Source organism: Paenibacillus sp. NN59, assembly GCF_057597225.1.
Genome location: NZ_CP199678.1, coordinates 153,442 through 165,972 on the forward strand (window position 1 = coordinate 153,442; position 12,531 = coordinate 165,972).

The 12,531-nt window shown below is 46.9% G+C and carries 11 protein-coding genes; all 11 read left to right on the forward strand.

The features are described 5' to 3' along the window. Nucleotides 1-19: 19 nt before the first annotated feature. The 11 genes from hisD to ACT89M_RS00810 all read left to right on the forward strand — a co-directional run bounded on the left by hisD (nucleotide 20) and on the right by ACT89M_RS00810 (nucleotide 12,522). Nucleotides 20-1,324: a histidinol dehydrogenase gene (gene hisD, locus ACT89M_RS00760; protein WP_308723450.1), complete on the forward strand. Its 1,305-nt coding sequence runs from the start codon at nucleotides 20-22 to the stop codon at nucleotides 1,322-1,324. Beyond that, complete coding sequence (gene hisB / locus ACT89M_RS00765; RefSeq protein WP_154891575.1) at nucleotides 1,317-1,958, forward strand: imidazoleglycerol-phosphate dehydratase HisB; 642 nt, start codon at nucleotides 1,317-1,319, stop codon at nucleotides 1,956-1,958. The genes hisD and hisB overlap by 8 nt, the downstream gene beginning before the upstream one ends. A 3-nt stretch (nucleotides 1,959-1,961) precedes the next feature. Beyond that, nucleotides 1,962-2,582, forward strand: a complete 621-nt coding sequence (gene hisH / locus ACT89M_RS00770; protein ID WP_154891574.1) for an imidazole glycerol phosphate synthase subunit HisH — start codon at nucleotides 1,962-1,964, stop codon at nucleotides 2,580-2,582. 161 nt (nucleotides 2,583-2,743) lie between these two features. Then, complete coding sequence (hisA, locus tag ACT89M_RS00775; RefSeq protein ID WP_154891573.1) at nucleotides 2,744-3,478, forward strand: 1-(5-phosphoribosyl)-5-[(5-phosphoribosylamino)methylideneamino]imidazole-4-carboxamide isomerase; 735 nt, start codon at nucleotides 2,744-2,746, stop codon at nucleotides 3,476-3,478. A gap of 30 nt (nucleotides 3,479-3,508) precedes the next feature. After that, nucleotides 3,509-4,270 carry an imidazole glycerol phosphate synthase subunit HisF gene (hisF, locus tag ACT89M_RS00780; RefSeq protein WP_090924775.1) on the forward strand — a complete coding sequence of 254 codons (762 nt, stop codon included), beginning with the start codon at nucleotides 3,509-3,511 and terminating at the stop codon, nucleotides 4,268-4,270. Nucleotide 4,271: 1 nt separating this feature from the next. Next, the gene (gene hisIE, locus ACT89M_RS00785) at nucleotides 4,272-5,009 is read left to right on the forward strand and encodes a bifunctional phosphoribosyl-AMP cyclohydrolase/phosphoribosyl-ATP diphosphatase HisIE (RefSeq protein WP_154891593.1); all 738 of its coding nucleotides are present in this window, start codon (nucleotides 4,272-4,274) and stop codon (nucleotides 5,007-5,009) included. 14 nt (nucleotides 5,010-5,023) lie between these two features. Next, nucleotides 5,024-5,863, forward strand: a complete 840-nt coding sequence (gene hisJ / locus ACT89M_RS00790; RefSeq protein WP_308723445.1) for a histidinol-phosphatase HisJ — start codon at nucleotides 5,024-5,026, stop codon at nucleotides 5,861-5,863. Nucleotides 5,864-5,953: 90 nt separating this feature from the next. Further along, nucleotides 5,954-6,901: a ribose-phosphate diphosphokinase gene (locus tag ACT89M_RS00795; protein ID WP_090924777.1), complete on the forward strand. Its 948-nt coding sequence runs from the start codon at nucleotides 5,954-5,956 to the stop codon at nucleotides 6,899-6,901. Between the two features lie 268 nt (nucleotides 6,902-7,169). Then, nucleotides 7,170-9,431, forward strand: a complete 2,262-nt coding sequence (locus ACT89M_RS00800; protein ID WP_487344965.1) for a helix-turn-helix domain-containing protein — start codon at nucleotides 7,170-7,172, stop codon at nucleotides 9,429-9,431. A 503-nt stretch (nucleotides 9,432-9,934) separates the two neighbouring features. Continuing rightward, nucleotides 9,935-11,521 (forward strand): extracellular solute-binding protein, encoded by a 1,587-nt coding sequence (locus tag ACT89M_RS00805; RefSeq protein ID WP_154891570.1) that lies wholly within the window; start codon nucleotides 9,935-9,937, stop codon nucleotides 11,519-11,521. A 104-nt stretch (nucleotides 11,522-11,625) separates the two neighbouring features. Continuing rightward, nucleotides 11,626-12,522 (forward strand): ABC transporter permease, encoded by an 897-nt coding sequence (locus tag ACT89M_RS00810; RefSeq protein WP_251510938.1) that lies wholly within the window; start codon nucleotides 11,626-11,628, stop codon nucleotides 12,520-12,522. Nucleotides 12,523-12,531: the final 9 nt, after the last annotated feature.

Consider the following 12,531-nt stretch of genomic DNA (forward strand, 5'->3'; position numbering starts at 1 on the left):
ATGTAAGGAGGTTGTACGCATGAAAATTGTACCGGCACGGGAATTTGATCTGAAGCGGGAAGTGGAGTATGGTACACCGGAGCAAAATGAATCGGTACGGCGAATTGTCGCAGATATTCGCCGGGAAGGTGATGCGGCCCTGCTGCGTTACACGGAGCAGTTGGACCGCACGACGCTGACGGCTGCGCAGTTGCGCGTGCCGCAGGAGGAGCTCCAGGCAGCGTATGCAGCCGTTGAGCCATCTTTTGTAACGGCGATTCGCCAAGCCGCCGTTAACATTCGTGCGTTTCATGAGAAGCAGAAACGCAATTCGTGGATGGACTGGCAGCCGGATGGCAGTCTGCTCGGCCAGGTTATTCGGCCGCTGAAGCGAGTCGGCGTGTATGTCCCTGGAGGGAAAGCAGCGTATCCATCGTCGGTGCTGATGAATGTCATTCCGGCACAGGTCGCAGGCGTGCCGGAGATTGTGCTTGTCACACCGCCGGCGACGAACGGCGGTGAAGGCATTAACCCGTACATTCTCGTGGCTGCCGCGGAAGCGGGCGTGAACGAGATGTACCGGGTTGGCGGCGCGCAAGCGATCGCCGCCCTCGCTTACGGCACGGAGAGCATTGCCCCGGTCGACAAGATCTGTGGACCGGGTAATATCTACGTGGCGCTCGCGAAGCGCGAGGTGTACGGGGCAGTCGATATCGACAGTATCGCCGGGCCAAGCGAGATTGTGGTGCTCGCCGATGATACGGCGAACCCGGTGTATGTCGCCGCGGACTTGTTGTCGCAGGCGGAGCACGACGAGATGGCATCGGCCATTCTCGTCACGAATTCGGCCTCGCTGGCGGATGCGGTGCAGGCCGAGGTGCAGCGGCAGCTGGATGTGCTGCCGCGGCGCGATATCGCTTCTGCTTCCGTGGAGCAGCATGGCGCGATTATTGTGGTCGATTCCATCGATGAGGGAATCGATGTCGTGAACCGGCTTGCACCGGAGCATCTGGAGATCATGGTGCAAGAGCCGATGGCTTACGCTGGCCGGATCGAGAATGCCGGTGCGATCTTCCTCGGGCCGTATAGCTCCGAACCGGTTGGCGATTATTTTGCCGGACCGAATCATATTATTCCGACCAATGGAACTGCCCGGTTTAGCTCACCGGTAGATGTGGATGATTTCATCAAAAAATCGAGTCTGATTTATTATAGTAAAGAGGCATTGCTACAGAACGGAGCGGCTATTATCGAATTAGCCCGTCATGAGGGGCTTGAAGGACACGCTCGTGCAATCGCTGTACGTTTAGAACAGGAAGGAAAGGCGGAATCGGACAATGGATAATCAGAATAAGAGTACAGAACAGGGTGTCGAGCTTCAAAATAATGGTGCAGTTCGCCAAGCAGAGGTTGACCGCAAAACGAACGAAACCAATATCCAGCTGTCATTCAACGTAGATGGCACAGGGCAATCAAATATTGAAACGGATGTACCGTTTCTGAACCATATGCTCGATCTGTTCACAAAGCATGGACAATTTGATCTTAACGTACAGGCTCGTGGAGATATTGATATTGATGATCACCACACGGTTGAAGACATCGGCATTTGTCTGGGACAGACGCTGTACCAGGCGCTCGGCGACAAACGTGGTATTAAGCGTTATGCGAGCGTGTTTGTACCGATGGATGAAGCACTCGCGCAAGTTATCATTGATGTGAGTAACCGTCCGCACTTTGAATACCGGGCCGAGTACCCGTCACAACAAGTAGGAAGCTTTTCTACAGAGCTTGTGCATGAATTTCTGTGGAAACTGGCGCTCGAAGCGCGGATTACGCTACATGTCATTGTGCACTACGGTCAGAACACACACCACATGATCGAAGCAGTCTTCAAAGCTCTCGGACGTGCGCTGGATGAAGCAACGATGATCGATCCACGAGTAACCGGCGTGCCCTCCACGAAGGGAGTGCTGTAGACGATGGCGATTGCAATTGTCGATTACGGTATGGGGAACCTGCACAGCGTCGGCAAAGCGGTCGAACGTCTTGGCTATGAAGCGCTGGTCACGGGTGAGCGGGAAGCTATTCTTGCCGCAGATGGCGTTATTCTGCCGGGGGTAGGTGCTTTTGGCGACGCAATGGTGCATTTGCGGGAGACGGGCCTGGATGTGGTCGTTAAAGAAGCGGCGGCTGGAACGAAACCGCTCCTTGGCATTTGTCTAGGCATGCAACTATTATTCAGCTCCAGTGAGGAGCATGGCGAGCATGAGGGGTTGGACATTTTACCGGGCAAAGTAGTGCGCTTCGCACCAAGTGAGCTGAAGGTTCCCCATATGGGATGGAACCGTTTGGAATTTCTACATCCGGAAAATCCGCTCTTCGCAGGTCTGGCTGCAGGCCATGTCTATTTCGTTCACTCTTATCATGCACTTACGGAGAACAAGGGTGATCTGCTCGCCGTTACGGATTACGGACATCCCGTTACAGCGATTGTAGGTAGAGGCTCGAACTTCGGCATGCAGTTCCATCCCGAGAAGAGTGGTGAGCTTGGCATGAAATTGCTGGGCAACTTCCTGTCTTTGACGAGCTCAGTAGTTTAACAGCAATATAAGCCTAACCTTTATCGCGTATAGCGGTTATTCCAGTAAGCTGTATGTACTGTTATACTCATCTAAAACAAAATCAGTTTTAAATATATTCAGCTTGAAGTTACATGAACGTTTAATCAATTTCAATCGAATCTACACTCAGGAGGACTTGTATGTCATCTTTTATCTTATATCCGGCAATCGATATCCGGGACGGCAAATGTGTAAGACTGGTGCAGGGAGATTATAATCAAGAAACGGTGTACAACGATGACCCGGTTCAGGTTGCGCTTAACTGGGAGAAGCAAGGCGGTACATACGTTCATCTGGTGGACCTGGATGGCGCTAAAGCAGGACACCCGGTTAACGATGAATTGATTGGACGTATTGCATCCGCAGTGAATGTACCTGTGCAGGTTGGGGGCGGGCTTCGTACAGTCACTGACGTTGAGCGTTTATTGGGACTGGGTGTTAGCCGATTGATTATCGGGACAGCGGCGATTGAGGATCGTGCGTTTACGGAAGAAGTACTGGGACGTTACGGGGATAAAGTAGCGATCGGTATCGATGCGCGGGGCGGATATGTTGCCACTCGTGGCTGGCTAGAAACCTCCGAAGTACAGGCTGAAGTACTGGCGAAGGAGCTCGCTGCTTATGGAGCGGAAACGTTTATCTTTACGGACATCTCCCGTGACGGTATGATGCAGGGGCCTAATGTTGAGGCAATTGTGTCTCTTGCCAAAGCAAGCGGACGTACAGTTATTGCTTCTGGCGGTGTCAGTGTGATGGATGATTTGCTTCGTTTGAGTCGTCATGCAGATGACGGTGTTGGCGGAGCCATTGTAGGTAAAGCCTTGTATACGGGAAGTATTGATCTGGCTGAAGCGGTGCGTTTGGTTAACAAGTAACGGATAACCGGGTAGAGAGGAAGAAACAGTATGCTGGCAAAAAGAATCATTCCCTGTCTGGACGTGAAGGACGGCCGGGTCGTTAAAGGCGTGAACTTCGTCAATCTCCGCGATGCGGGTGATCCGGTAGAGCTGGCGGCACTGTACGACCGCGAAGGCGCGGACGAGCTCGTATTTCTCGATATCTCCGCATCGGTGGAGGGCCGTGAAACGATGGAGGAAGTCGTAAGACAGACAGCAGGCGAAATTGCCATTCCATTTACGGTAGGCGGCGGGATCTCCAAAGTGGAGGACATGAAGCGTATTTTGCGTGCAGGTGCGGACAAAATTGCGGTAAATACAGCGGCAGTACTTAATCCACAGATTATTGCGGATGGCGCACGCCGCTTTGGCTCGCAATGTATCGTGGTTGCAATTGATGCCAAGTATAACGAGGCGTGGGGCGAGTGGGAAGTGTACACCCACGGCGGCCGGAAAGCATCTGGCATCAAAGCATTGGAGTGGGTGAAACAAGCCGAGGAACTGGGTGCAGGAGAAATCCTGTTAACCAGTATGGATGCAGATGGCACAAAGGACGGTTTTGATCTGAAGCTGACCGCTGCCGTTTCGGAATCGGTGAGCATTCCTGTTATTGCATCAGGCGGTGCAGGCAAGGAATCGCACTTCTATGATGTATTCACAACAGGCAAAGCGGACGCAGGTCTGGCTGCAACCATTTTTCACTATAAAGAAATTGCCGTACCGGCATTAAAACAACAATTACGAGAGCAAGGGGTGGAAATCCGTGACTAAAGTGAGCGATGAAATCAAGGAGCAACTCTCCTTGGAGCAGGTTGTGGAGCATATCCGCTGGGATGAAGGATTGGTCCCTGCCATTGTGCAGGATGTGGATACCCGTGAAGTGTTAATGATGGCTTATATGAACCGTGAATCCCTCAAATTATCACTTGAATCAGGGGAAACTTGGTTCTGGTCACGTTCACGTCAGGAGTTGTGGAATAAAGGAGCAACTTCAGGTAATGTACAGAAGATCGTTTCTTTAAAATATGACTGTGACGGCGACACGCTGTTAGTTGAGGTGAAGCCGAAGGGGCCGGCTTGTCATACAGGTGCAGTGACCTGTTTCCATAATGAAATTATCGGGTTGTCCGCAAGTGAAACGGAACAAGACAACAAAGAAGAAGCGGGAAGCACTACAAACTCCAGCACAACCTCTTCATCTAATGCGGAAAGCCGCTTTGATGTTCTTGCTGAACTGGAATCCGTCATTGCTGAACGTGAGCGCGAACGCCCAGAAGGTGCGTATACCACGTATCTCTTCGATAAAGGTGTCGATAAAATCTTGAAAAAAATCGGTGAGGAAGCCTCCGAGACGATTATTGCCGCGAAAAATAAAGACAATGACGAACTTCGTCTTGAAGTCAGTGACCTGATGTATCACTTGCTCGTATTGCTCCAAGAGCGCAAGCTACCGCTGGATGACATCATGTCCGAATTGAGTCGCCGTCACGAACGGCCGCGCCGCGATTAGGAGGCGAACGCTGAATGCGTATAGACTATCACACCCACCATGAACGCTGCGGACATGCTGTTGGCAAGTTGGAAGAATACGTGCAACGCGGGATCGCCATCGGTCTGTCCCAGATTGGGTTGTCTGATCATATGCCGCTCCTGCACGTAGATCCGGCTGAATACTATCCAGAGATGGCCATGCCTATGGATGAATTGCCACGATATGTAGAGGAATGTTTCATCTTGAAGGAACGTTACCGCGGGCAGATTGATGTCCGTGTTGGTCTTGAAGGGGATTATATCGAAGGCTTTGAATCGGAGATTCGTTCAATCATTGAACGTTATCCATGGGATTATGTAATTGGCTCTGTGCATTTCCTTGGTGAGTGGGATATTACAGATTTTCGGCAGACCCACCACTGGGAAGGCAAGGATGTCCTTGAAGTATATCGCCAGTATTATGATGCTGTAAGCAAAGCAGCCGCTACAGGGTTGTATGATATCATTGGACATTCGGATGTGATCAAACGTTTTGGTTATGTACCATCTCCTGAGCAAAATGAGGAACGCATTGCACTGGAGAATGCGGCCTTGCAAGCTATTGCGAAGAGCGGCTGCGCTATGGAGCTGAATGCTTCAGGTCTGTCCAAACCTTGTGCAGAGATGTTCCCAAGCCGAAGAATGCTAACCGAAGCGATTCGATTGGGTATTCCTCTGACGATGGGATCGGATGCACATGATCCGATGAAGCTAGGCGATTATTTGCCAGAAGCGGAGGCGCTTTTGCATGAACTTGGCTGTAAGGAAGTTGCTGTTTTCGAAAGCCGCCAGCGCTCGTCCATTCCTTTAAATGTAGACAGCAGTGGAGTATAATAAGGGTAAAACCACCTTTTATACAAGTTGGATTCTCCAATTTAACTATACAAGGAATTATGATCGGGGATAAACCCGCGGGAGGGCATTATGCAGCATTCGTTACGTATTTTTTCCGGTTCATCTAACCCTAAGCTTGCAGAGCAGGTATGCGACAAGCTGGGAGTACAACTGGGTAAGATTAAACTGTCCCGGTTCAAGAGCGGAGAAATATACGTTCATTACGAAGAAACGATCCGCAATTGTGATGTGTTTTTGATACAGTCTTTGTCTCATCCGATTAATGAACTGTTTGTCGAATTGCTTGTTATGATTGATGCGGCAAAACGAGCTTCGGCACGCACGGTAAATATTATCGTTCCGTATTACGGCTATGCTCGGCAAGAGCGGAAGTCTGCTCCACGTGAGCCTATCTCGGCCAAGATGGTTGCAGATGTATTAACGACAGCAGGAGCAAGCCGGGTGGTTACGATTGATCTGCATGCGGCTGCAATTCAGGGCTTCTTCAACATTCCGGTGGATCACATGACATCACTCGACTTAATCAGCGAATACCTGCTCAGTAAAGAGATCAAAAATCCGGTTGTGGTTTCTCCTGATGCCGGACGGGCATCCATGGCGGAGAAGCTGGCGAATCGTTTGGATTCACCTTTTGCCATCATGATCAAGAAACGTCCAAGTCATAATGAATCGATTATCACGCATGTTATCGGTGATGTTGAGGGAAGAACACCGATTATTATCGAGGATCTGATCGATACAGGTACAACGATTGTAAATGTTGTTGAAGGGTTGAAAGAACGGGGTGCAGAGAATGCTTATGTTTGCGCAACTCATGGTTTGTTCTCGGATGGAGCAGTAAGCAAATTAAATCATCCATCGATTACGGAAGTTGTGGTAACAGACTCCATTGCACTGCCGGAGGATCACCCAGATTGTTTTAAAGTATTACCCGTCGCGCCAATGCTTTCACGAGCTATTCGCATCATTGTTGATGGCGGATCTATGGCCACACTGTTTAAGGATTCTGGTATTTAATTTTAAAATGAGATAAATGTGTACATCACAGCCCAATCTCGTTTCATGTTCCGTGTCTGAGTGCATTTGCTCAGCACGGTATTTTTGTGTTAACCCCACGAATTGAATTCTGTGCTTTGCTGTTTGGTCGCTTGTGATATAATAACTATAAATATTAAGAAATGATAGCGTTTTATTATAGATGAATCTGGAACGGTTTTGTTACGGATACTAAACAGTAGAACCACGGCTGAGGACATTGGCATCGTGGAGTGAGGAGTGGGGTCTATTGTCGCGCACGTGGTATTATCGATTACTCTTTTCGTATTTCCCTATATTTTTCTTTACGATGACCATACTCATTTTTAGTGCGTTTGTCTTCATTAATGACATTTCCAAAGAAGAAACTAAGAAGGCTGACCAGATATCTTCCAGTTATCTTGCGACTACGCTGGATCATACAATTCGGGACATTGAACTGGCTGTGACAGAGAAAGTGCAATACGAACCGGCGTACAGGCTTTATTTTAACGAAAATAATCCAAACAATTCAGATACAGTATATACCATTGCACAAAACTTACGTGAGATGATGAACTCATCTTCTTGGATTCAATCCATATACCTATATGACAAGCAACACCAACGTGTGATAACGGTGAGTGGTTCTAGAGAAGTGGACAGCTTCGGAGACAAAGAATGGATAAGTCAAATTCTAAAAGGTACTATGGGACAAGGGTGGCAGCCTGTTCGGGAGATTGAATGGGACGATGTGCAGAAGACACCAGTGCAAGTATTGACCGTCAATAAAGAAATGCCATTGCCTTTTGGCACAGAAGGTGTATTGGTCATCAATATCAAGATGAGTAGCATCAAGCAGAGTGTGGACGGGATGGTTAACGGAAAGCTCTCTTTCCTGACGATAACCGACCAAGAGGGCAGAATTATCTATAATGCACATTCCGATAAGGAGAGTGCACTCGAAGGTACCAAGTTAAATGAACTACCTTTGCAACGATTGGGGTGGACGCTTACTAGCGGCATCAAAGCGGGTAATTTGTTTGGCTGGGTTTCTGTTGTATCGTATGTTTGGGTTTTCATTGCCATACTGACGGTAATTTGTGCAATTATCTATATCGTGTATGTGACCCGGCGGAACTACAAGCCAATTCAAATCATCATGAATCGGATTGAGTCTCAACAGATCAAGGCATTTGAACAATCCGGAGCTCGTATGGACGAGATGAAGATGATTGACGGTGTACTTGAAAATCTGATCAATCATATGATGGATTATGATAAAAAGAGCCGTGAAAATGTGCTTATGCAGCGGAGCAAACTGTTCAGCGCTTTGCTTCAAGGTGAGCACGTGGATAATGCTGCTGGGCAACTGTACGAGGTATCTCCATTTGATGGAGCACATGAGGCTTCCCGTTTTATAGTGGTCGTTGGGGATATTAACCGCTATGAGAAGGGATTTCAGGAGAAGTTCACCAGAGGTGAACAGAACACACTTAAGTTTGCCCTGATGAATGTACTACAGGAGCTGTCTCGGGATACGAAAGTCCAATGCTGGACTGAATGGATCAGTGCAGATCGGATTGCTATTCTTTTCTTTTCGAAGGAAGAAACGCAGCAAGGACAGGATTTAGCCAAACAGATCCGATTGGTTGCTGAGGAATGTAAATCCTGGGTAGAGCAGAACCTCCGAATCTCCCTCAGCTTTGGCATTGGACCTGTTGCTGAAGGAATTGGGGCGATCCATCAATCGTTTACAGCCGCTGAAGCGGTGATGCAGCGTAAGCTACTGATGAATGGCGATGTGGGTGAGGCGGAAGCAAGCGAGATGCAGCATCCATTGCTGGAGACCTACACATATCTACAGATGATTGCAGACTTTGTCAAACGGTTCAGGATGTCGAGCGGACAGTGGAGAGAGCAATTGGAGGATATCTTTAAGGAATTTGAGCGAAATAAACTGCCAGATGATGAGATCCGTTCCCTAATTCAGGCGATGCTCCAAATGCTCAGCCGTGAAGTCTCTATGATGTCGGAAGGGCTACAGAAAGAACTGTCTGAAGAAAACATCAACAATTGGCTGAAAGCGATGGAAGAAGCAGAGTCGCTGGATGATGTTAAGGTGCTGTTATTCGATAGTCTTACCGATTTGTTCCGGACATACGTTGCTGTTACGGAAACGAAGAGCTACAAAGCGATGGTTAATGAAATGAAAAAGTATATCGAGGAGCAGTTCACCAATCCCGATCTGTCGCTTAAACATCTGAGTGACCGTTTTCAGATTTCCGGAAAGCATGCCAGCTATCTGTTTAAGACCGAATTCAACATGAAGTTTGTTGACTTCGTGACCGACCTTAGGATGAAAGAAACAGAGAAGTTGTTGCTTGATACCGATTATTCCTTGCAGGATATCGCTTTGAAGGTCGGTTATGCGAACGGGATCACACTTGGACGTGTGTTCAAGCGGGTTACTGGGATTACTCCCGGAGATTATCGGCGGATGAAGAAAGATCCGAAGGTAGCGGATGAGTGAGCTGGGTCAGAATAGGCAAAATTTTATGAATGAATCAAATGATTGTGTCAGTTTTTCGTACATGATGAGAGTGTTGATTTCTTAAATTAGGGTGAATCATTGCAATGAGTCTCCAGAATGTATGGAGATATCACATGTAATGGTTCACCTTATTTTGTGTATTTAACAATCTAAAAATGAAAGCGCTTGAAAGTTTTAGAAATATACATGATGCTTTCATCACTATGTAAGAAGATGTTCCACCATTACATTGGTATGTTATTTACGAATTTAGTCAGTGTGGGAAAATGGTTTATCTGTACCTTACACACAAAGAGGGTAGAAGCACTGTTGAAGCCTGATACCATAGGGTTTTCGGGCATTTTGGCGGTCTGCGAAAATAAGCATATGATGCAAACCGAAACTCCTTTATTGATGTACCCGAATTTAGTCAGTTGTCTGGGATCACAATAGTATGGAATACTCAGGGCAAGCTTTAAAACATTCACGTAAAGCCAAAGGGGATGAACAGAATGACAAGAAAAGGGAGTCTAAAGAAGTTGATGGGTTTGGCACTTACAGCAGTAATGGGTGTCTCACTACTTGCGGGGTGCGGATCTTCAGACAACAAATCAGCAGAAGGCGGAGCAGCTGGTGATGGAAAACGCGTCACATTAAAGGTGGAGCTTTTCGACCGTGGTAAAACACCTTCTCAGTACACGATCTCAAACAACTTTATCTCTCAAATGATTCAAAAGAATTTTGGTGATCCGAACAACATTGACGTACAATTCGTACCTGTTCAACGTTCTGAGGAAGTAACCAAGCTGAATGTCCTGATGGCTAGTGCTTCGGACGTTCCGGATATTGTCTTCGTTTATGACTCCAGCGTGTTTTACCGCTATGCACAACAAGGTGGTTTGACAGATGTAGGTGATCTGATTAATCAGTATGGACCGAATCTGAAAAAGTTTTTGGGCGACGATACATTAAAGTTTGGTCAAGTGGAAGGACAGCAGTTCGCGATTCCGGGTAAACGTGCAATTACCGCTCGGTACAGCTCCTTTGTTCGTCAAGACTGGTTAGATACGCTGGGAATGCCAGCACCTAAAACAACAGATGAATTGTATAACACCTTGAAAGCATTCAAGGAAAAAGATCCTGGCAAGGTGGGAAGTCAAAACATCCCTATGGGTTTTGCACTTGCACCAGCTTCCTATGAGCCACTGATCTACTCTTTCATCAAGCCAATTGCTGGGGATAAAACATATTCTCAACGTTATGAATTACCTCTGCATGAAGGATTTAAAGAATCTATGCAGTTCCTGAACAAGTTGTACAACGAAGGCCTGATCAGTAAAGATTTCAGTTTGGATAAGGATAAAACTCAGTTAAATAAAGACGTTGCCAATGGAAACACTGGTTTCTTCTCTGAAGACGTGGACTCCATTTTCTGGCCAGATGGATCTTATGATCTGTTGAAAACAAACAAACCGGACAGCAAATTAGCTCCGCTGGATGCATACACCAATGCAAATGCTGATGGAAAACATATCAAGTCCCGTTATGGATCCAATGGTATGTACATCATGATTCCAAAGAGCAGTGAACGTGCAGCAGAAGCGATTAAATATCTGGATTGGATGGCTTCCGATAAAAACCTTACTGCCATTTATGATGGTGTGGAAGGCGAGAACTATGATCTGGTAGACGGTGTTCCAGTTGCTAAAGCAGACGCTACTCAAGAAGCAAAAGACCGTTTGTTCAACGCAGGTGATACAGCTATCATCTCGAACGGTAAAAACCTGGGTGATCAAGCCATGAATGAAAAAGCATGGATTATGGGATTCCCTCCAGCCAATCAGGAAATCTTGAAAAAAGCACTTGAAGTTGCAAACACAGATACTGTTGGACCAATTGTCTTCAGTAAGCCAATTCAGGCTGAGATGAAGTACAGTACAGCACTGTCAGACAAATTGGACGTTATTATCGTAAAAACAGCTATGGCAAAACCAGCTGATTTCGACTCAGTCTATGAAAAAGAAATGGCTGACTACATGTCCCTGGGTGGAGCAGATCTTAAAAAAGAGTTGGAAGCTGCTGAACAATAAGATTGACATGAATTTCATGTAAATTGAAGGGTTTCGATGAAGCCTGTGCCGTCGCTTTAGGCGGCGGCATAGCGTTTCTTCGTTTGTGAGGAGGAGAGAGAGACATGACCACATACTTGAAGAGATACTGGCAGCTGTATGCGTTAATTTCATTGCCCCTGATTTACTTTATCATTTTCCGTTATGGACCGATGTATGGTGTGCAGATCGCGTTTAAAGACTTTAACTTGTTCCAAGGGATTAACGGTAGTGAGTGGATCGGCTTCGATGCTTTTCGTGAGGTATTCGCAATGCCGGATTTCTACACTACATTACGCAACACATTTATGCTGAATTTTCTTGATCTGATCGTTTCATTCCCTGCTCCAATTATTCTGGCGATTATGCTCTATGAGGTGCGATTCAAATGGTTTAAAAAAGTTTCACAGACCATTCTGTACATTCCTCACTTTATCTCTTGGGTTATCATCGGGGGGATTGTATACCAGTTGTTTGGTAATCAATCCGGTATGGTAAACGGAATACTAGAGAGTCTAGGCCTGAATTCCATCCCATTTTTGACAGAAAAAAATCCATGGCTTGTTACCTACTTGTTTACAGGTGTGTGGCAAAGCGCTGGGTGGGGAACCATTCTATATCTGGCTGCATTAACCGGTGTGAACAAGGAATTGTTCGAAGCAGCTGAGATCGATGGCGCAACGCGGCTGAAGAGAATTTGGCATATTACACTGCCAAGCATTAAACCAACGATTGTAACCCTGCTTATCCTTAATCTTGGAAATATGGTCAGCATCGGTTTTGACCGGCCTTTCGTTATTGGTAATACGGCTGTTCGTGAATATTCCGATGTACTTAGTACCTTCGTATATAGAATGGGTATACAATCCGGGCAGTATACACTTGCAACGGTTGTAGGCTTATTCCAGGCGGTTGTTGGACTGATCTTTGTCCTCGGTTCCAACTATATCTCGAAGAAAACGACGGGAGAAGGTATTCTTTAAACTCACAAA

What these genes read in the sequence shown, in the direction of transcription:
- hisD (WP_308723450.1), top strand. Translation starts at nt 20, where the DNA reads ATGAAAATTGTACCGGCACGGGAATTTGATCTGAAGCGGGAAGTGGAG.
- hisB (WP_154891575.1), top strand. Translation starts at nt 1,317, where the DNA reads ATGGATAATCAGAATAAGAGTACAGAACAGGGTGTCGAGCTTCAAAAT.
- hisH (WP_154891574.1), top strand. Translation starts at nt 1,962, where the DNA reads ATGGCGATTGCAATTGTCGATTACGGTATGGGGAACCTGCACAGCGTC.
- hisA (WP_154891573.1), top strand. Translation starts at nt 2,744, where the DNA reads ATGTCATCTTTTATCTTATATCCGGCAATCGATATCCGGGACGGCAAA.
- hisF (WP_090924775.1), top strand. Translation starts at nt 3,509, where the DNA reads ATGCTGGCAAAAAGAATCATTCCCTGTCTGGACGTGAAGGACGGCCGG.
- hisJ (WP_308723445.1), top strand. Translation starts at nt 5,024, where the DNA reads ATGCGTATAGACTATCACACCCACCATGAACGCTGCGGACATGCTGTT.
- ACT89M_RS00795 (WP_090924777.1), top strand. Translation starts at nt 5,954, where the DNA reads ATGCAGCATTCGTTACGTATTTTTTCCGGTTCATCTAACCCTAAGCTT.
- ACT89M_RS00805 (WP_154891570.1), top strand. Translation starts at nt 9,935, where the DNA reads ATGAACAGAATGACAAGAAAAGGGAGTCTAAAGAAGTTGATGGGTTTG.
- ACT89M_RS00810 (WP_251510938.1), top strand. Translation starts at nt 11,626, where the DNA reads ATGACCACATACTTGAAGAGATACTGGCAGCTGTATGCGTTAATTTCA.